Genomic DNA, 20,644 nt, shown 5'->3' with positions numbered 1-20,644 from the left:
CCGAATTTGTAACTTATAACGATTGAAATTGTTCACGCAAGTGCCTTTCTTTTCGAAATTAAAAATTGAAAAAAGAGCCTGTAATTCCGGTTCGCTACGCAATCGATTCCGTATTTTTTTTGATAATTATTGCTATAATTCTTGTTGCTTCAATAAATATGAGAGAAATTCGGCCTTATCGAATTGAGAAATAAATCTGTTTAAGTTTTAATTTATAAATGATCATGGCAAAAAAAGTTGTAACACTTGGAGAAATAATGCTTCGGTTATCTACTCCCGATTTTAAAAGATTCGTGCAAGCGGATATATTTGATGTGACCTATGGTGGCGGAGAAGCAAACGTAGCTGCAGCCCTTTGTAACTATGGATTACAGGGAACTTTCGTTTCCAAAGTGCCGGATAATCCAATAGGACAATCTGCAATAAATCACCTGCGCCGTTATGGTGTAGATACGCAATTTGTTGCAAGAGGCGGAAAAAGATTAGGCATTTATTTTTTGGAAACAGGAGCGTCTATGCGTGCATCACAAGTGGTATATGATCGTGCTGATGCGGCTATTTCAGAAGCTGAAATTAAAGACTTTGATTTTGATAAAATATTTGATGGCGCTTCATGGTTTCATACAACCGGGATAACGCCGGCGTTAAGCGATAGTGCTGCGGCCCTTACCGAAGCAGCTTTGAAAGCGGCAAAGGCTAAAGGAATTACCACCAGTATTGATCTTAATTATCGCAAGAAATTATGGAGTAAGGAAAAAGCCAAAGAAGTAATGACGAAGCTTTGCGCTTATGTTGATGTATGTATCGGCAACGAAGAAGATGCAGAAACAACGTTAGGATTTAAAAGTAAAGGAACCGATGTAACTAAAGGCGAATTAAATCTTGATGGTTATAAAGATGTATTTCAACAGATGAAAGAAAAATTCAACTTCAAATACATTGCTTCTACATTAAGAGAAAGTCATAGTGCCTCAGATAATGGATGGAGTGCATTAGTATATGATGGCAATGAATTTTATCATACCAAACAATACGAAGTAAGAATTGTAGACCGCGTTGGAAGCGGTGATTCTTTTGCAAGCGGCTTTATCTATGGATTGGTTACTGAAATGGCGATGAAAGATGCCGCCGAATTCGGTGTTGCTGCTTCTGCATTGAAACATACTATCCCCGGAGATTTAAACCATGCTACATTAAGTGATGTAAAAGGATTAATGAAAGGAGATGCAAGCGGAAGAGTGCAGCGTTAAATATTTTTCGGTAAGAATTAATTGATTTTTTTCTTGAAATGATGATGTATATTCGATATCGTCACGGAAAGAAAAAAAATGTAGGACATGCAAATATCCGAAGGAATAATTAGCGATCGTGTTCTAGAAGATTCCATTTCCAATACGATGCGACAGCTCCCAAAACGTCTATTATCAATAGATGTATTCCGGGCGATCACTATGTTTTTTATGATTTTCGTAAATGATGTAAGTGGCGTTAAAAATATTCCTGAATGGATTGAACATGTAAGCGCACAGGCTGATGGCCTTGGTTTTGCTGATACAATTTTTCCCATCTTTCTTTTTATTGTAGGCTTGTCTCTTACGTTTGCACTCACCAAACGAATAAAGAGAGGCGATTCTTTTTATAAGGTTGCCACCTATATTTTAGCCCGCTCTTTTGCTTTGCTGGTTATGGGATTTCTCCATGTTAATTTAGAAAATTATAACAGCATTGCAATTTTGCCAAAAGCCGTGTGGGAGATATTTATAACCATTGCCTTTTTTCTTATATGGATTGATTATCCCGGTGCTATGAAGAAATCAAAAAAGTATTTTTTACAAAGTATAGGTATATTGATTTTATTACTGATGGCCTGGCTATTTAAAGGAGGACAACCAACAGCCCCTGTTGGATTTAAACCGTATTGGTGGGGTATTCTGGGCATCATCGGATGGTCGTATCTTGTTTGTGCTTTTATTTATCTTTTGTCAAGAGGTAATTTTTGGATACAGCTAACCGCCTTTTTTTTATTCATGATTATTAACGTTGCATTTCATACTCATGCTCTGAAATTTTCCCTATGGGTTATTGGCAATGCTGCTTCCGTGGCATTAACGATGGGAGGCGTGGTAATATCCCTTTTATACAGGGAATTAGCCGGTAAGGGAAAAGATAAATTACTATGGATTTTGTTTACATCTGTTGGAATTGCAATGCTGATTTTTGGATTATATATCAGGCCTTATGCTGCAGGCATTTCAAAGATTCGGGCAACTCCGGCATGGGTAGCTATTTGTATAGGTCTTGGCATTCTTATTTTTGAATTACTAATTTATTTCATTGATATAAGAGGCAAGATTGGTTTAAAGTTATCCGGCCGGCCGGCACAAGTACACTTACCACCTACTTAATTCCTTACCTGCTCTATTCTTTTTACACATTGATGGGATTCCACTATCCGCAATTTTTCAATGAAGGTGCAGGCGGAATTATCCGTTCTTTCCTGGTTGCTTTTTTTGTGATATGGATTGCAGGATTGTTAGAAAAAAGAAAGATCAGACTTCAAATTTGTGTTCATTTTTTGTGGTTCTACTATTTTTAGATGAATTTAGAAGAATGCTCAAGGTTCTTGAAGTAGAATATGGCGAGCAATATATTTTCAAAGAACTAATTTAGCACAAAACGTTCCTCTGGAACAATAGAGCAGTAAAAAAAGAATTAGTGCGGTACAGCATTGCGATTGGAATTAAACTTTTGTATTTAAATATTTTCAATATTTAGTTTTAGTTTATTTCCCAGATATGAGTTTTTTGCTGCTAACAATAATAAATTGGCTATTTTTAGTTAATATAACGATTGCGTGTACATGTTATAAAGAATACCGGATCCGGGAATCTGATAACTATTTTGTTGAAAAATTAATAGAATCGGATGGAATGTTTTAAATAAAATTTGCAGAACATTTTGTTAGAATTTTTAATCGGCCTAACAGAGAAAACTAACGATAACGATTATTCATTTTGAAAATAACGGCTACGTAATCTCATCTAAAACATTTTTTATGAAAAGTATTTTAAAACAATTAAGTGAAAACAATAAAGAACTTGAAAAAGCTGAAGCGCTTAAAGCGCAGGCAGAAATAAATAATCCCGAAACAAAAAAAGACCGTCGTGATTTTTTGAAGAAAACAGCTTTCGGGGGGATTACGCTTGCAGGAATGATGGGATTGTCTATCGAAGACACGCTTGCATTAACTACGTCTAAGGTTAAACGTTATTCGGCCCCGTCCGATTTAAAAATTACCGATATGCGCTATGCGCTCACGGCTGCAATGGGAGGCACCGCTATTATTCGTATCGACACTAACCAGGGCATTTATGGTTTAGGAGAAGTGAGGGATGCGGCCGATCCCCGCTATGCTTTGATGTTGAAAAGCCGCATCCTTGGTCTAAATCCATGTAATGTAGAGATGATATTTAAAATTATAAAACAATTTGGCGGACCAAGCCGCCAAGCGGGTGGCGTGTGTGCAGTAGAGATGGCTCTTTGGGATCTATGTGGCAAAGCATATAACGTTCCTGCATGGCAATTATTAGGAGGCAGGTATCGTGATAAGATAAGACTGTATGCTGATACACCTGAAGCTAATTCACCCGAAGAACAATTAAAATTAATTAAGTACCGCACCGAAGACCAGGGATACACATGGCTTAAAATGGATGTTTCAATTGATGAGCTTACAAAAATTCCAGGCACTTTAGTTAATCAAAAATTCTGGGAAAGCCAGGGCTCTCTTAAACAATGGCAGGGCGATAATATGTCTTATGCAAATACACTTCATCCTTTTACTCAAATACAAATAACAGATAAAGGCCTTGATGAATTAACTAAAATAGTAGAGAAGGTTCGCAATATGGTGGGATATGATATACCACTTTCTACAGATCATTATGGACACTTTGATTTGAATAACGGTATAAGATTGGGCAAGGCACTGGAAAAATACAGGCTTGCTTGGATGGAAGATATTGTATCGTGGGAATTAACTGATCAATGGAAAACAATGTCTGATGCACTTGAAACTCCTTTGCTTACCGGCGAAGATATCTACCTTCTGAAAAACTTTAAACCATTAATAGATATTCATGCGGTTGATATCGTTCATCCTGATCTCGCAACTTCAGGAGGCTTATTAGAAACGAAGAGAATTGGAGATTATGCTGAAGAACACGGTGTAGCCATGGCGATGCATCAGGCTGGTACACCCGTTTCGTTTATGGCCGATGTGCACTGTGCAGCAGCAACCCAAAACTTCCTTGCCTGTGAACATCATAATATTGATGTGCCATGGTGGGAAGGTTTAGTGAAGACAACAGATGGAAGGCAATTGATAACAAAAGGCTTTGCTAACGTTCCGTTTTCTGCGCCCGGTCTGGGCATTGAATTAAATGAAGAAGAAGTAAAAAAGCATTTGCATGCAAAAGATAAAAGCTTTTTTGCCCCAACACCAGAATGGAATGAAATACGTTCACACGACAGGGTATTCAGTTAAAAGAGTTTAATATTGATGTTCAATATTTTAATCACTCAGGGCAGGATAGAATAATATCTTAAAATGATAGAATAATACATGAAACCGGCCGTGGAATAAAATCGTTTTTGCGTATTTTCCATTTATATTTTAAACAATATCTGTTCTTTTTTTCAAGTCCAAAAAATTCATAATCATGAAAGACAATCGCCGCGATTTTATTATAAAAAGTACATCGGTTGCTGCATCCTTATCACTTGGGACAATGGGCGCATTCGCAACGGATAGGCATAAACGAAATGAAAATAACAGGAACTCTTTAAAAGACCAAAACCCCGAAATAAATTATATTAAAGATGCAGGAATGAAATTGTGCCTTGCTTATTTTGCAGGCAAGGAACCACGAAGAATTGAACTTGCAAAGCAAATGGGTGTATTAGGTGCTGTTGGAGGAATCAACCCAAAAATGGTTGGAATGGACAATGCAAACAGTTGGGAATTTGATGTAATAAAAGCTGTAAAGGAATCATGGGACAAAGAAGGACTAAAACTAACTGTGATAGAAGGGCCGCCTGCCCTTAATACCAAAACTAAACTGGGCCTTCCGGGAAGAGATGAAGAGATTGCCAACTTCGTTACGTTTATGAAAAATATTTCACAATTGGGGATTGATACCGTGTGTTACAACTGGATGCCGTTAATAAGCTGGGCCCGTAGCGATAAAGCAAGGCCCGACCGTGGCGACGCATTGGTAATGGGTTTTGATATTGATAAAATGGAAGGCGATCCAATAACAGAATATGGAACATTGACGCATGGTTTGATGTGGAAAAATCTTGAATATTTTTTGAAGGCAGTTGTTCCCGAGGCAGAAAAATATGGAATAAAGTTGTCCATGCATCCTGATGATCCTCCCGTTGATGCAATCAGGGCGATTCCGCGGATAATGACATCTGTTGCTGCCTTTAAACGAATGATAGATATTTATCCAAGTCCAAATAATGGTATTACATGGGATGGAACTTTTGGTGAAATGGGAGATGAAGGTAAGCAGGAAGACTTGCCTGTTGCTATAGAATATTTTTGCAAAAAAAATGTGATTACGTTCGTTCATTTTAGAAACGTAGTTGGTTATAAACAACACTTTCATGAAACCTTTATAGATAACGGGCAAATGGATATGGCGAGGTTGATGCACATATTGTATGATAATGGTTTCAAGGGCCCGATACGACCGGATCATGTGCCTACGATGGCCGGCGATAGTAATAGTTTTCCGGGATACAGTACAATAGGAACTTTATTTGCTATAGGTTACATACGAGGACTTATTGATGCAGCAAGAGGAACAACTTTAACTGCTAAGCCAGCATAGCTGCTTAATAGAGATTGACAAAGGCAATATAACTATTGGATAAAAACAACAATAATCATGAATAAAAAATTAATATTACTCACAGCATTTGTGTTTACCTTATGTTACGCCATTGCCCAACGTGTGGGTTCTTCACCAGAGTATATTAAATCACTCACGGCAGATTGGAAAGGCGAACGTTTTGCAGATGGCCGGCCTAAAGTTTCAGATGCTATTTTGAAACGATTAAAAAATGTTGCCATGGAAGAAGCATGGGGTTATCTTCGTGGCCAGGGTTATCAAAACCAATATGAAGGAAACTGGAAAATTATTAATCCCGATAGTGTGATGACGGGTCGCGTAATAACCGCACAATATATGCCATTGAGACCCGACTTTGCAAAGCTTATAAAACAACAGGGAATATCCGAAGGCCGTGATTCTTCAGGAGGAACCAATTCATGGCCAATTAATATTTTGCAACCAGGTGATGTATATGTTGCGGATGGTTATGGGAGAATTATTGATGGAACATTGATAGGGTCTAATCTTGGAAATGCAATCTATGCCAATTCACAAAACGGCGTTATTTTCGATGCCTCCGTTAGAGACCTTGGCGGGTTAAAAGAAATTAAAGGATTTAACGGGTGGATAAGAGGAGATGATCCTTCTTATCTTCAACAGGAAATGCTCACTTCCATTAATGCGCCCATCCGCGTTGGGCGTGCAATTGTGTTGCCAGGCGATGTCGTACTCGCCAATCAGTATGGCACAATTTTCATACCGGCTAATCTTGTAGCAGAATTAGTAATATCATCAGAAGTTACGGCCTTACGCGATCAGTTTGGCTTTCAGCGTTTGAAGGAAAAGAAATATCTCGCCGGGCAAATTGATAGCCGCTGGTCCGATGAAATAAAAAAAGATTTTATAAACTGGATCAACAATTATCCAGACAGTAAACTACCCATGACGAGAAAAGAATTGAATGATTATCTAAAGACTCATAACTACAACGAATAGACGAATATTTTGTTTAAAGAATATTATTTAATAAATCCCCGAAAACTTCTGCATGGAAAATCATCGGCAGTTATTATTTATTAAACATAAGGTAATCAAAAAGTGAAGAAAACATTCCTGCTTTTTATTCTGGTGTTTTTGTTGATGATCAGTTGTAAACACAAGGAAACTTCCATGCAAGTTGGAATAGACTATCCTGTTTACGGCGGAAACAAAGCAGGAAACCGGTATTCATCTTTGGACCAAATAAATGCGGGCAATGTAAATAATTTAAAAATAGCCTGGATGTACAATGCAGCTGAAGTTCCGGACCCAAACGATTCAAAACCTCCCAGGCCGAAACAGATACAATGTCAGCCAATAGTTGTTAATGGAATTTTATATGGAACTACCGCAGACCTTAACTTGTTTGCACTCGATGCAGGCACCGGAAAACAATTATGGAAATTTGAACCTTCGAAAGATGGAAAAAGATACAATGTAATTAATGTAAACAGGGGTGTTGCTTATTGGACTAACGGCGAGGATAAACGCATTTTGTATAGTGCAGGATCAAATCTTTTTTGCGTGAACGCAAATGACGGAAAACTGGTTAAAGGTTTCGGACAAAATGGTGTTGTTGATCTTCATGAAGGCCTTGCTCCCGACTCTGACCATGATGTAAGCCAACTTTCAGTAACGGCCAACACACCGGGAATTGTTTATAAAAATTTTTTAATCATTGGTTCGGCAGTGCCCGAATCAGGAGATGCTGCGCCTGGGAATGTCAGAGCTTTCGATATTTTAACAGGAAAATTAAGATGGGTTTTTCACACTGTTCCACGTCCCGGCGAATTTGGTCATGACACCTGGCCGAAAGATGCATGGAAAAATATTGGTGCAGCCAACAATTGGAGTGGCTTAACGCTCGATGAAAAAAGAGAAGTTGTATATTTTGGAACAGGCTCTCCCTCGTCGGATTTTTATGGAGGTAATCGTGAAGGAACCAATCTTTTTTCAGATTGCATTATGGCCCTCGATGCGGCAACCGGTAAAATGAAATGGTATTATCAAACAATTCACCATGACCTTTGGGATCGTGACATTCCTTGTCCCCCTAATCTTACAACAGTAACACACAATGGGAAGAAAGAGGATGTGGTAGTTCAATCAACTAAAGATGGTGTTATTTATATATTAGATCGCGATAGCGGCACATCAATATTTCCTGTTGAAGAAAGACCCGTACCAACCGGTGGGCTTCCCGGTGAACATCCATGGCCAACACAAAAGTACCCACTAAAGCCCCTGCCCTTTTCTCACCAAATATTCACTGAAGCAGATATTACCAATCTTTCATCTGAATCGCATGCCTATGTTTTAGAAGAATATAAAAAATATAGAACTGACAATAAATTTACTCCTCAAAATACTACTGGAACTTTACTATTCGGTTATAGCGGTGGCGCCGAATGGGGCGGCAATGCGATAAGCGCTGATGGCGTATTGTATCAAAATTCAAACGATGACCCCTGGATAACACAATTGATAGATACTGCGACAAGAAATAAAGAATTTGTTTCGCTCTCAAGCGGTAATATTCTTTACTTAATGAATTGTGCTGCCTGCCATGGAAAGGATAAAAAAGGCAGTGGCACAGAATTTCCTAACTTAGTCAATATTGGAAAGAAACGCACAATAAACGAAATTCAAAAGATTATAAAAGCAGGAGGCGGGAGAATGCCATCATTTCAACGTTTATCAGACGAAGAACGAACTGCCATCGTACAATATTTGTTGAATATGCCTTCAAATATTAAATCACCCGTTTTTAGTGAGCATAGTACAATAAATATACCTGACGTGAAAAGTAAAGAGTTTGGATTTAAGCCTGCTTATGTAAATAAGGTTTGGAAAAAATTAACGGATCAAAATGGTTATCCCGCAATTAAACCACCCTGGGGCACACTCAATGCGATCGATTTAAATACAGGAAACTATTTATGGAAAGTACCTTTGGGTGAATATCCTGAGTTAACAAAGAAAGGAATTCCAGTTACAGGAACTGAAAATTATGGCGGTCCTTTGGCAACAGCAGGAGGGCTTGTGTTTATAGCTGCAACACCCGATGAGAAGTTCCGGGCCTTTGATCGGAAAACAGGAAAGATTGTTTGGGAATATCAATTACCTGCCGGAGGATTTGCAACTCCCATAACTTATGAAGTTGGCGGTAAACAATATATTGTAATAGCAGCAGGTGGTGCAAGAGGCGGAAAGGCGGGCGGCAACTATATTGCGTTTACATTGAAATGAAATAAGTTTTAATAAATTGAATAAATGGTTATATAAAATTCAACATTGCTTAACCGAAAAAATTCTAACTTGAAAAATTTGCAAAGCTTCTTTATTTTTTCTCCGAAGGAAATTCATCGTCATGCGTTTAAGCTTGACGGTTATAATACAATAAAGAAAATAGTTATTAAGGTGAGAGTACAAAATAATGAGAATTGATTTGTATATAATTATAAAAAGGTATTTAATAAATGGATCGAAAATTAAATTGAATAATCATGAATCAAACGATTGCTAAACAACGCTGGTATCGCCTTATCCCGATTGCTTTTATAACCTATAGCCTTGCATATCTTGACCGGGCCAATTTTGGCTTTGCCGCTGCCGGGGGGATGGCAAAGGATTTGAATATTACAGCATCAATGTCTTCTTTGCTGGGATCACTTTTTTTTCTGGGATATTTTTTCTTTCAAATCCCAGGAGCGTTGTATGCTTCTAATAAAAGTGCGAAAAAATTAATTTTCTGGTCGCTTATTTTATGGGGATTTCTTGCTATGGCAACAGGTATGATAAGCAATATAAATATTTTAATTGCAATTCGTTTTATGTTGGGTGTCGTAGAAAGCGCTGTTATGCCCTCGATGCTTATTTTTTTAAGCAGGTGGTTTACAAAATCTGAACGATCAAGGGCAAACACATTTTTAATTCTTGGCAACCCTGCAACTATTCTCTGGATGTCTATCCTATCAGGCTACCTGGTGAAATCGGTTGGGTGGCGTTATATGTTTATTTTTGAAGGTTTGCCCGCCATCGTCTGGGCTTTCTTTTGGTGGTATCTTGTTGAAGACAAGCCAAAAAATGCAAAATGGCTAACTGATACTGAGAAAATAAATCTTGAACAAAAACTTCACGAAGAACAACAAATTATAAAGCCGGTAAAGAATTATGCGCAAGCATTTAAATCTAAAGTAGTAATTCTTCTTTGCCTGCAATATGCTTTATGGAGTATTGGTGTATATGGCTTTGTAATGTGGCTGCCATCAATCTTAAATTCGGCCCCCGATATGAATATCATTAAAACGGGCTGGCTATCTTCTGTTCCATATTTGCTTGCAATTATAGCCATGCTTACGGTTTCCTATTTCTCTGATAAAACATTAAACAGAAAAGCTTTTGTTTGGCCTTTTTTATTGATCGGCTCCGTTGCGTTTTATAGCTCTTACCTGGTGGGAACCAGTAATTTTTGGTTATCATTTGTATTGCTTGTAATTGCGGGCGGCGCTATGTATGCGCCTTACGGGCCATTCTTTGCAATCATCACAGAAATTTTACCCCAAAATGTTTCAGGCGGTGCTATTGCATTAATTAATAGTCTTGGAGCCCTGGGATCTTTTATCGGCGCATATATTGTAGGTTACTTAAATGGAGCAACTACCAATTTTGACGCTTCTTATATCTTTATGTCAGTAGCACTTTTACTGTCAGCAATTATAACTATGATCGCAGTAAAAGACAACCGGCAAATTTTAAAAGAACCGGGAATCGATGTGCCTGATAAAACTGTAATTTCACCTGCAACAGCCTTGTAAAAAATTACAGGTATGCTATACAGTTAGTTTATTTAAAATAATAAAAACCGAATAACTTCATTTATAAAAACAGAATATGATTATAGATACATTATCAAATGCAGAAAAGTATTTTTGTGTTCATCCCCAATTTAAAAAAGCGTTTGAATATGTTAACTCGCAAAAGCTGGATACAATTGAACCTGGCAGGTATGAAATTGATACCGACCTCTTGAAAGCCATCGTTTCTGACAAACCAGGAATGACAATAGAAGAATCTGTAGCAAAATTTGAATGCCATGATAAGCACATTGACATACAGCTTTGCATAAATGGAACAGAGAAAATAGGCTGGAAGCCAAGAAAGAACTGCCTTCAGCAGAAAGGAGAATATAATCCTGAAAAGGATGTGCTGTTTTTTAATGATGCACCCGATATGTTCTTTCAATTAACCAATAATCAATTTGCCATCTTTTTCCCAGGCGATGTGCATGCTCCAATGATTGGCGATGGGGCTATTAAGAAGATGGTAATAAAAGTGAAAATATAATTAATTTTAGAGGCGAATTAATTATCATGCATTTACGTGATAATTCAATTTATCACGCTTTTACGTGATATTAATTACCAGGAAAAATTCAATAACCCAGCTTTAGGGCGATCACGTATTGGTATCCCATTCCTGTAAGAACAGCAATACCAAAGCTTAGCAAGGTTCCTATTAAAATATATTCTGTAAGTTTCCGGTCTTTCGCTTCCTGCAAATTTCCAAACCTGAAAACTGATTTTGCGGCAAGAAGAAACCCCACGGCCTGCCACTCGTTGTTAATCATAAATACAAATACCAGCAATCTTTCTAAAATGCCAATATTCATTCCCGCACTTTGCAGCGATACTACATCATCACCCGCTTCAGTATCCGGCGTCCACTTTGAAATAAATATTTTTACGGCAAATGATACAGGCCTGGTTAGAAAAATTATCAGCACGATCAACAACAATAAATTGGCATTTTTCAAAAATGAAAATGAAAAGTATTTCCCTTCATACAATAACCATATTGCATAAATGGAAATAAAATGAAGTAGCTGATCTATAAAAAAAAGTGCCCGCTTTGTATTATTTTTTTGAACCAGTAATTTAAATGAATCAATTACCAAATGAACAAACGCGATGAGCAATGCCCACATCCAAAAGCTGGTATCCCACATGAGCAATAAAACCAATACGCCATGCAACAACGAGTGGCAGTACAATTGCCATGCGCCCAACTTTTTTTCTTCTTTTGCTCTAACCCATTTTTCAGGCTGCAACAAAAAATCGCCGGTTAGATGAGCTATAAATAATTTCAGCAAAACAATCATTTCAATGTTTTTAATTTTGACAGGTACATCTCATTTACTTCCATTATTTCATCGTAGTAAGCCCGCTTAAGCCTGTTACTAATTGCATTTTGTTTTATGCCAACTATTTGTCCTAATTCTTCCTGCAGCTTATCTGGATTTTCCATGGTTGTTTTTACTATTTCAGCAGCATTTACCGTCCAGTTATCCATAGCAATTAAAGCCAGTTTTAGAAAAAGATTCATTTCTTTATCAAACCCGGGCCAGTCACTTTTTACAGCAAGATTTTGTTTTTCTTTTTTAAGCAATTCAAATTTTTCACCGGAATGAATAAACGCGGTACCGTTAGATTCTGTAACCTTCGGAGCATTGTGTGTCCTGGTTCCAATGCCTATTGCCATACGCACATCCATGTCCTGGATCGATTTTAAAGTAGCCTTAATTTTTATCGCTGTTCTTAAAGCGTCTTCCGGCTTGCTGATAATTATTTGAAAGCTGTCCCCACGGTATATTTCCCAAAATTTCGGGCTGCTGCCGATAGTATCTAATTCTTTCTTTAAAGGCTTTAGCCAGATCTTTGGATCAATTTTTTTTGAATCGGTAATATCTCCTGTAATAACGGCAATCATTGGAACAATATACTTTCTATAAAATTATCACGTTTAAACGTGATAAACAAAAATATCACGCATATACGTGATAATTTAAAATATCAAGTTTTTGCGTGATAATAATAAAAGGCTTACCAGGCAAAATAATTCTCTGCATTATAGTAGCATATATCTTTAATAATTTTCCCCGTCCATTCCAGGTCATTGGGTAACTCGCCATTTTCAATTTCATCGCCGAATAAATTGCATAAAACTCTCCTGAAATATTCATGTCGTGGATAAGAAAGAAAACTTCGTGAATCAGTAATCATACCTACAAAGCGGCTAATTAAACCCATATTGGACAAGGCGTTCATCTGTTTGGTCATTCCATCTTTCTGATCTAAAAACCACCATGCTGAACCAAATTGAATTTTACCCTTGATACTTCCGTCATTAAAATTTCCAATCATAGTTGCCATCAATTCATTATCTGCAGGATTTACATTATACAGAATTGTCTTTGCCAGTTGATTGGATGAATCGAGCCTGCCAAGAAACGTAGCAAGTTTTTTCCCCTGGTGAAAATCTCCGATAGAGTCCCAACCAGTATCAGGACCTGAAACTTCGAGCATTCGTATATTATTATTTCTCAACGCACCCAAATGATATTGTTGCACCCAGTTCTTTTCGTGATCCCATATTGCAAAAACATACAGCATCGCAGTTTTAAATTTCGCTCTTTCTTCCAATGAAAGTTCTCTCCCATTGCGGATTTTATTAAATGTCGCAATAATTTCATCATCTGAGTATTCCTCCGTAAATATATATTCGAGGCCATGATCTGAAAGCGAGCAACCTATCGTTGCAAAAAAATCATGACGTTGTTTTAAAGCATCTAAATAAGTTTGATAAGAAGTGACATTTATGCCGCTTACAGCTTCTAATTTTTTTATGTATAAATTAAATTCATTTACATCATCCACGTCCATCGCTTTATCCGGCCTGAAGGCAGGAAGCACTTTTATTTCAAATCCATCGGCCTTTATTTTTTGATGATATTCAAGGGTATCAGTAGGGTCGTCTGTGGTACAAACCACGGCAACATTCATTTTACGAAGTAAATTTCTTACTGAATATTCTTTGGACTGTAGTTTTTGTGTGCAATCATCATAAATTTCTTTTGCACTACCAGGCTTTAATAATTCATGCACATTAAAATATCGCTGTAATTCAAGGTGTGTCCAATGATACAAGGGATTTCTCAAAGTATAGGGAACAGTAGCCGCCCACTTTTCAAATTTTTCAAAATCAGATTTATTACCGGTTATAAAACTTTCATCAACACCGCTAGTACGCATCGCACGCCATTTATAATGATCACCATATAACCATATTTGTGTAAGATTTTCAAAATTAATATCATCAGCAATTTGTTGCACAGGTAAATGACAGTGATAATCTATAACAGGCATTTGTTTTGCGAAATCGTGATATAATTTTTTTGCAGTTTCAGTTTGCAACAAAAAATCTTCATCCAAAAAGCTTTTCATACTAAATCCTCGTTGATTTATGTTTAAATTATTTTAATTATTATAATGAGAGGGAAAAAAATCATTAAAGGCTTACACCGCGCTTCCATGGTATAAAGTCATTTTGTAGATGCCTTACTGCACTCACTTCAATTTCTCCACTGGCCACCTTAATAATGTAATCTAAAATTCTTTCACCTGCCTGCTCAATTGTTTCGGTACCTTCTATAATAGTTCCTGTATTAATATCGATAATATCATGCATTTTATTATATAAAATGGTATTACTCGAAATCTTTATTACCGGCGTAATGGGGTTTCCGGTAGGCGTGCCCAGCCCCGTTGTAAACAAAACAATGTTGGCTCCAGAACCAACTTCAGCTGTTGTACTTTCTACATCATTACCGGGTGTACAAAGTAAATTTAAGCCTGGCCTGGTAACCATTTCAGGATAATCCAGCACATCAGTTACAGGTGAGGTGCCTCCTTTTTTTGCTGCTCCTGCAGATTTTATTGCGTCTGTTATTAAACCATCTTTAATATTGCCCGGAGAGGGATTCATATCAAATCCGGATCCTACTGCTTTGGCTTTTTCGTTATAAGCATGCATCAAATTTCCAAAGCGTTTAGCCGTATCCGTTGTAATACAACGATCACTTAAATTTTGTTCTACCCCGCACAACTCAGGAAATTCAGCCAGTATAACAGAACCCCCCAGAGCTACTAATAAATCAGAAGTGTATCCAATGGCAGGATTTGCTGAGATGCCGCTAAACCCATCAGAGCCGCCGCATTCCAAACCAATACATATCTTATTTAATGGCGCTGGTTTTCTTTCAAGAGAGTTTGCATACACCAGCCCGGCGAATGTTTGTTTTATTGCCTGCGATATTAAATCCGTTTCTTTTCCAATTTTTTGCTGTTCCAGGATATACAAAGGCTTTGAAAAATTATTATCTCTTTTCTTTATTTCTTCCTGTAAAATTTCTACCTGGGCATTTTGGCAGCCCAGACTTAATATGGTTGCCCCAGCCACATTTGAATGCGTAATATATCCTGCAAGTAATCCACACAATGCCTGTGCATCCTGCCTGGTACCACCGCATCCGCCTTCATGAGTTAAAAATTTTATTCCGTCAACATTAGGAAAAAGGCGTTGTTTTTTTGCTTCTTCGCCTTCTACAGAAATATCTGCGTTTAATATCTCCGTTATGTTTTTGCCTTTTTTGTAAATGTCTATAAGTCTTGAAACCTCTACTTTTTTATTTTGATTTCTTCCATATCCCAATTCATTTACCAGCGCTTCGTGTAATACCTCAATGTTCCTGTTTTCACAAAAAACCAATGGTATAACCAGCCAGTAATTAGCAGTTCCTACTTTACCATCCGCACGGTGAAATCCTAAAAATGTTTTATTAGTAAATTTAGAAACATCCGGCTTTTGCCAGTCTAATTTTCGTTCCCCTACTTCAAAGCTATTGGCAGCGTGCTTTACATTAGCAGTGGTGATTGCAGATCCACGGGGAATAAAACTTTGCGCCTTGCCCACTAAAACACCATACATAAATAGTTCGTCTCCTGGCAGTAAATCCCTGGTTACAAATTTATGTTTCGCAGGTACTTTCCCAATTATCGTATATTCCTCGCCGTTATAACTTACTTTATTCCCGTCTTCAAGATTAGTTAAAGCAACCAATACATTATCATCCGGATGTACTTTTGTAACTGTATGATTCATTATATCACCATTTTTTTGGATTGAGCGGATTCAATTGTAGCCCGCATTCCATTATTAATTATGCTATCCAGCTTATCTTTTACAGACTGTTCAAAGCCTGGAAGAATACTCAAATCTTTACCCCACAAAGCCACGTCTTTCAATACCTCATTTACAATTTCATGTGGGGCGAATTTTTGCCAAAGTTTATAAAATTTTTCTGCCACTTCATCCTCAATTAAATAAGGCTTGACTTTAAATTCCCCAAAGAATTCATCGCCATTACGTTTTACTGGCTTCATAAAATAAATATAAGCTGCAAAACCCAATGCAAATAATTCCGGAACCAGGTTATTTTTTTTATAATAATTCAAAAGTAAAGGAATACATCTCATTTTCAGTTTCTGCGTATAATTAAGGGTTATGCTTTTCCAGAAATGATTAATATGAGGATTTCTAAACCTGTCGAGCACTTTTGCAGTAAAGGCCTCCACCGTTTGCGCATCTATTTCATAAGGTATGGAAGGCCCTATTTCATTTTGCATTACATCAGCGATATATTTTTCAATCATGGGATCGTCCATTCCCTGTTTAACAGTATCTACTCCTGCAAGAAATGCAATGCCACAACTTAATGTATGCGTTCCATTCAGTAAACGCAATTTTAGCTCGCGGTACAAATCAATATCAGGTTCTATTACCACGCCTTCATCTGCGCCGGCGAATGACAATATCTTTTTTACATGCTCATTTCCTTCAATTGCCCATAAGCGGTACACCTCGCATACGGTAAGCAACTGGTCAGTATATCCCAGCTCTTTTTCTATTTCAATTTTTATTTCTTCATCCGGCATGCCAGTAACAATTCTATCAACTAAAGAATTACAAAAGTAATTACAATGCTCAAGCCATTCTATAAAATCATCCTGTAATCCATTTAGATGTGCCAGTTCAAGAACTATGGATTCCAATTTTTTTCCGTTGTCAGGAATGAGCTCAGTAGGAACAATCACAAATCCGCTTTTTTCACTTCCGCCAAATGCGGTAAATCTTTCAAACAAAAATGCAAGCAATTTACCGGGATAAGAAACAGGCGGATGACGGCGTATATCGTCATTCACGAGTTTTATACCGACTTCGGTTGTATTGGAAATAATTACCTGCAAACTTTGGTTGTGCGCACATTCTAAAATCTGTTCCCACTCATGGCTTGCACTTAATACCCGGCTGATAGATGAATTAATTATATTTTCTTCAATCTTTTGTCCATCCTGTATACCGCGTACACACAGCGTATAGAGGCCATCCTGCTTCCCGAAATCAGCAGTATCACCGCGGTTGGTTGTTTTTACAATAACAATTCTTCCATTAAAAATGCCCATCCTGTTTGCCTTATCAATAAAATAATCAGGCAGGCCCCGTAATAAAACGCCGGTACCAAATTGCAAAACTTTTTCGGGCAGTTCCAATATGCTTTCTTCCGGCACATCAACTCTTTCGGACGTTATGTTCTTTAATGTATATGCTGATAATTTCATATTACTTTTATTTGTCTCCTCGATTTAATTCTATGTTTAGTTTATTGTTTTACGGATTCCATCTTCCTTTAAATACCCACGAAATATTAATTGAATCTGCGCTAGGATTTCCCTGTGCCTCACTAAGATTATTTTTAAACCAGCCGTAATCCCCGCCTTTCCTATGGCAATTAAAATAGTAAATTCGTCTCCCCCATTTTATAACGTTAGCTGTTGGAACCAGGTAGATATCCTGATCTGCCATATTTTTTGAAAAAGTACAATCGATTAAATAAAACTGTGCATCCTTGTGGTACCGGCCTAATTTAAATCCTTTATATCCATCGAAAGAACAATTTTTTAAAACTGTTTTTTCATCTTCATTTTTAGATCCATCGTGCCAGATACTGGCTGGCCCTGTGTTTGCAAAGAAGGTACAATTTTCTGCATACGCCCATCCACGCGGGCAATAAAAATCTACACCGCCTTCCATTGTACAATTTTTAAAATAAAACATTCCATCGTCTACATTCCACGGGCTTACGGTATCGCCGGCAAAAGATTTGAAATGCACATTGACCGCCTTTAAGCGTGTAGCCTTTGCTGTTCGTAACGCCATTTGATGCCCGTATGGAGTAATAATTTTCTTATGCGTTATTGAATCAGCCGCACACGCAATTACCCGGTTTCCGTTATGCTCAAAACCATAATTATTCACAATGGTAATATCTGTTAATGTTATATCGTTGCCATCAATGTTCATAGTGGCAACTCCCCAATCATCGCGGTGATCGCATCTCCATTCGTCCCGCGCAATTGATTGAGTGATGATTGTATTTTCTTCATTTTCTCCTTCAATAATTATATTGCTTTTTTTTATAAATATTTTTTCAGCATAAATACCTCTTTTTATAAAAATAATTCTTGGCTGCAAAGAAGAATCGGGAAGGCTGTTAATTGCATCCTGAATTGATTTAAAACCTTCTTTCCCGTTTTTATCGACAATAATTTTTACCGGGGTTTTACCAAGCGCATGCAACTGCGTATATGCTAACGTAAACACCGTTAGTAGTGATATAATTGCAATTATACTATGGTTAATTTTAATCTTCATTTTTTTTACCAGTACCATAATAATCTATTAAAGCTTGCTTTTAAATATTATTTCGTTTGCGCTATAACCCACTTCACCAAATCTTCCGAAGCTTTATAATTTTCAAAATCCATCGGAATTTTTCTTCCGTCCTCATATTCATTATAAAACCATGGATCGCCTATTGCAAACACAGTGCCCTTGCCAACTTTGGCCACTGCAATTACATTGTTCTCATCCTGCTTTAACATAACAGCCGCGGGAGCTTTAACTGACAGTGATGAATATTCCTTTATGTAAACTTTTTTTACATCTTTGAAAATGGTGTTGCCAGCTGGAATATTAACTGCAGCCATTTCGAAATTAGTACCGGTTTCTTTGTTCTTGCTATCATAGTTAAATTGGATACCAAATTTTGCAGCAAGCCTGTTGAGATGCGCAAACTCGGCATTGCCCGAATCGTTACTGAATAATAAAAGAACGCCGCCTGCTTTTACCCAATTATAAATTGCATTGATATCATTATTCTCTATATAATTTGGACGTTCGTTTTCCTTATCTGTATCGGGATCTACAATAATATATATGTTACTATTCTTTAAATTATTTGAAGTGGGCGCAACAGGAATGCTTTTCGTGCGAACGCCATATTTATGAAATATATTACCAAACATTGAATAGCCGCCATTATCCATTTCATTCCACACATAATGCCACTGCACAGTTTTACCGGTTATATCTTTTTTTGTTTCATGATTGAAATAATTATCGAGCAATACAGCATTGCCTTTGCCTAAAGCAAGCGTGGGCAACATTTCAATTTCGTTAGACGCCAGCAAAAATGCTCCCACACCTTTCGGATCGTTTGCAGCAATCTTCTCACTGGTGTAATAATCATAGCTTCCATCACGATACAGATGTCCTCCAAGGCCCGAAACGCTTACGGTGCCATTTAAATTCAGTTGGCCGTTGGCATCTCTTTTAATAAAGTTCTTTATAATTCCGTTGTACCCTTTTTTGGCAACGGTAAGATACGAGGGCGGTAAATAGCCCAATCTAACGCCTTTCGCCAACACATACACGAACATACAGGAGGCTGAAGCTTCAGGATAATTTTTTTCTTTTCCGGGCTTATCTAAAACATCCCACCACAAGCCCGTTTTTTTATCCTGTACTTTTGCTATTGCCACTGCAAAGCGATTTAAAATACCAATCAAATCTTTCCTTTCAGGCACATTTTGGGGGAAATCTTCCAGCACATCTACCAGGCCCATTCCATACCAGCCCATTGCCCTTGCCCAAAAATTGGATGAAAGACCTGTTTGCTTATTGGCCCATTTCTCCTGCTTCGAAGCATCATAACCATGATATAACAAACCCGTTTTAATATCTCGGGCATTCCTCTCCATTAATATAAACTGCTTCGCTATATCGCTGTAATCAGAATCTTCATGAAAAGTATTGGCATATTCAGTATAGAAGGGCTCCGCCATAAATAAACCATCCAGCCACATTTGGTTTGGATAGATTTTCTTATGCCAGAAACCTCCTTCGTGTGTCCGTGGCTGTGAGTTTAATTGCTTACGCAAAAGATTTACCGCATTTAAATATTTCTTTTTGCCGGTCACATTATATAATAACAAAATATCTCTGCCCGGGGCAATATTGTCAAGGGTAAGATTATCGAATGTATAGGTGCTGATGTTGCCATCCTCATCCAGGAAGCGATCTATGCTTTTTTGGATGTAAGAAAAATATCTCCCAGTGCCCGTTGCTTTCCATAAGCCCTGCATTCCCTGCAAAATAACATCCTGGTCGTATCTCCATTTAGCAGGCTTGTTACCTGATGAAAGCGAATCTTTCCACATATTCATAATGGTATTCCCTATTTCTTTTGCGTAAGAAATACTCTTTTGTGCTTTAGCAAAAAAGGGAATAATAATTAACAGCAAAAAACTTATCGATGCTCTCATTTTATCATGCAATTTTTATTTTTTATCGTCTCAAAAAAATTTATAGACCTTTAATGCGGAATTAATCTGAATTATAAAGTATTCTTAACTAACAAGTGTAACCCCAATATCGCTAATTGCAAACCCATTTGAAATATTTAT

At 37.4% G+C, this 20,644-nt stretch carries 15 protein-coding genes; 8 read left to right on the top strand and 7 right to left on the bottom strand.

Annotated features, from left to right (window positions below; genetic code table 11):
• Positions 1-224 precede the first annotated feature (224 nt).
• The 8 genes from FW778_RS15035 to FW778_RS15000 all read left to right on the top strand — a co-directional run bounded on the left by FW778_RS15035 (position 225) and on the right by FW778_RS15000 (position 11,288).
• Positions 225-1,250, top strand: coding sequence for a sugar kinase (locus tag FW778_RS15035; protein ID WP_150415629.1), 1,026 nt, complete (start codon positions 225-227; stop codon positions 1,248-1,250).
• Between the two features lie 87 nt (positions 1,251-1,337).
• Positions 1,338-2,405, top strand: a complete 1,068-nt coding sequence (locus FW778_RS15030; protein ID WP_235906273.1) for a heparan-alpha-glucosaminide N-acetyltransferase domain-containing protein — start codon at positions 1,338-1,340, stop codon at positions 2,403-2,405.
• A gap of 650 nt (positions 2,406-3,055) precedes the next feature.
• Positions 3,056-4,546: a mandelate racemase/muconate lactonizing enzyme family protein gene (locus FW778_RS15025; RefSeq protein ID WP_150415628.1), complete on the top strand. Its 1,491-nt coding sequence runs from the start codon at positions 3,056-3,058 to the stop codon at positions 4,544-4,546.
• 175 nt (positions 4,547-4,721) lie between these two features.
• Positions 4,722-5,900 carry a mannonate dehydratase gene (locus FW778_RS15020; protein WP_150415627.1) on the top strand — a complete coding sequence of 393 codons (1,179 nt, stop codon included), beginning with the start codon at positions 4,722-4,724 and terminating at the stop codon, positions 5,898-5,900.
• A 57-nt stretch (positions 5,901-5,957) separates the two neighbouring features.
• Positions 5,958-6,899 carry an RraA family protein gene (locus FW778_RS15015; protein ID WP_150415626.1) on the top strand — a complete coding sequence of 314 codons (942 nt, stop codon included), beginning with the start codon at positions 5,958-5,960 and terminating at the stop codon, positions 6,897-6,899.
• A gap of 102 nt (positions 6,900-7,001) precedes the next feature.
• On the top strand, positions 7,002-9,191 hold the full coding sequence (locus FW778_RS15010) for a pyrroloquinoline quinone-dependent dehydrogenase (protein ID WP_235906272.1): 2,190 nt from the start codon (positions 7,002-7,004) through the stop codon (positions 9,189-9,191).
• Positions 9,192-9,448: 257 nt separating this feature from the next.
• A complete protein-coding gene (locus FW778_RS15005; RefSeq protein WP_150415625.1) occupies positions 9,449-10,759 on the top strand; it encodes an MFS transporter in 1,311 nt (436 codons plus the stop codon).
• 76 nt (positions 10,760-10,835) lie between these two features.
• Positions 10,836-11,288 (top strand): YhcH/YjgK/YiaL family protein, encoded by a 453-nt coding sequence (locus tag FW778_RS15000; RefSeq protein ID WP_150415624.1) that lies wholly within the window; start codon positions 10,836-10,838, stop codon positions 11,286-11,288.
• An 88-nt stretch (positions 11,289-11,376) separates the two neighbouring features.
• On the opposite strand, the gene FW778_RS14995 is transcribed toward FW778_RS15000, so the two are convergent.
• The 7 genes from FW778_RS14995 to FW778_RS14965 form a co-directional block, all read right to left on the bottom strand.
• A complete protein-coding gene (locus FW778_RS14995) occupies positions 11,377-12,102 on the bottom strand; it encodes a DUF3307 domain-containing protein (protein WP_150415623.1) in 726 nt (241 codons plus the stop codon).
• A complete protein-coding gene (locus FW778_RS14990) occupies positions 12,099-12,710 on the bottom strand; it encodes a SatD family protein (protein ID WP_150415622.1) in 612 nt (203 codons plus the stop codon). The genes FW778_RS14995 and FW778_RS14990 overlap by 4 nt, the downstream gene beginning before the upstream one ends.
• A gap of 113 nt (positions 12,711-12,823) precedes the next feature.
• Positions 12,824-14,224 carry a glucuronate isomerase gene (gene uxaC / locus FW778_RS14985; RefSeq protein WP_150415621.1) on the bottom strand — a complete coding sequence of 467 codons (1,401 nt, stop codon included), beginning with the start codon at positions 14,222-14,224 and terminating at the stop codon, positions 12,824-12,826.
• A gap of 64 nt (positions 14,225-14,288) precedes the next feature.
• On the bottom strand, positions 14,289-15,941 hold the full coding sequence (locus tag FW778_RS14980; RefSeq protein WP_150415620.1) for a UxaA family hydrolase: 1,653 nt from the start codon (positions 15,939-15,941) through the stop codon (positions 14,289-14,291).
• Positions 15,941-17,458 (bottom strand): tagaturonate reductase, encoded by a 1,518-nt coding sequence (locus FW778_RS14975; protein WP_150415619.1) that lies wholly within the window; start codon positions 17,456-17,458, stop codon positions 15,941-15,943. Before FW778_RS14975 ends, FW778_RS14980 begins: the two co-directional genes overlap by 1 nt.
• 49 nt (positions 17,459-17,507) lie before the next feature.
• Positions 17,508-18,551 (bottom strand): pectinesterase family protein, encoded by a 1,044-nt coding sequence (locus FW778_RS14970; protein ID WP_202552271.1) that lies wholly within the window; start codon positions 18,549-18,551, stop codon positions 17,508-17,510.
• 47 nt (positions 18,552-18,598) lie between these two features.
• Positions 18,599-20,503 (bottom strand): glycoside hydrolase family 88/105 protein, encoded by a 1,905-nt coding sequence (locus tag FW778_RS14965; protein WP_150415617.1) that lies wholly within the window; start codon positions 20,501-20,503, stop codon positions 18,599-18,601.
• Positions 20,504-20,644: the final 141 nt, after the last annotated feature.

Source organism: Ginsengibacter hankyongi, from assembly GCF_008710285.1.
GTDB classification, from domain to species: Bacteria; Bacteroidota; Bacteroidia; order Chitinophagales; family Chitinophagaceae; genus Ginsengibacter; species Ginsengibacter hankyongi.
The sequence above is the reverse complement of the archived record's forward strand: the minus strand, read 5'-3'. Positions and strand labels throughout refer to the sequence as shown.

Excerpts from the sequence above, each read along its gene's own strand:
- FW778_RS15035 (WP_150415629.1), top strand. The coding sequence starts at position 225 with ATGGCAAAAAAAGTTGTAACACTTGGAGAAATAATGCTTCGGTTATCT.
- FW778_RS15030 (WP_235906273.1), top strand. The coding sequence starts at position 1,338 with ATGCAAATATCCGAAGGAATAATTAGCGATCGTGTTCTAGAAGATTCC.
- FW778_RS15025 (WP_150415628.1), top strand. The coding sequence starts at position 3,056 with ATGAAAAGTATTTTAAAACAATTAAGTGAAAACAATAAAGAACTTGAA.
- FW778_RS15020 (WP_150415627.1), top strand. The coding sequence starts at position 4,722 with ATGAAAGACAATCGCCGCGATTTTATTATAAAAAGTACATCGGTTGCT.
- FW778_RS15015 (WP_150415626.1), top strand. The coding sequence starts at position 5,958 with ATGAATAAAAAATTAATATTACTCACAGCATTTGTGTTTACCTTATGT.
- FW778_RS15005 (WP_150415625.1), top strand. The coding sequence starts at position 9,449 with ATGAATCAAACGATTGCTAAACAACGCTGGTATCGCCTTATCCCGATT.
- FW778_RS15000 (WP_150415624.1), top strand. The coding sequence starts at position 10,836 with ATGATTATAGATACATTATCAAATGCAGAAAAGTATTTTTGTGTTCAT.
- FW778_RS14995 (WP_150415623.1), bottom strand. The coding sequence starts at position 12,102 with ATGATTGTTTTGCTGAAATTATTTATAGCTCATCTAACCGGCGATTTT.
- FW778_RS14990 (WP_150415622.1), bottom strand. The coding sequence starts at position 12,710 with ATGATTGCCGTTATTACAGGAGATATTACCGATTCAAAAAAAATTGAT.
- uxaC (WP_150415621.1), bottom strand. The coding sequence starts at position 14,224 with ATGAAAAGCTTTTTGGATGAAGATTTTTTGTTGCAAACTGAAACTGCA.
- FW778_RS14980 (WP_150415620.1), bottom strand. The coding sequence starts at position 15,941 with ATGAATCATACAGTTACAAAAGTACATCCGGATGATAATGTATTGGTT.
- FW778_RS14975 (WP_150415619.1), bottom strand. The coding sequence starts at position 17,458 with ATGAAATTATCAGCATATACATTAAAGAACATAACGTCCGAAAGAGTT.
- FW778_RS14970 (WP_202552271.1), bottom strand. The coding sequence starts at position 18,551 with ATGAAGATTAAAATTAACCATAGTATAATTGCAATTATATCACTACTA.
- FW778_RS14965 (WP_150415617.1), bottom strand. The coding sequence starts at position 20,503 with ATGAGAGCATCGATAAGTTTTTTGCTGTTAATTATTATTCCCTTTTTT.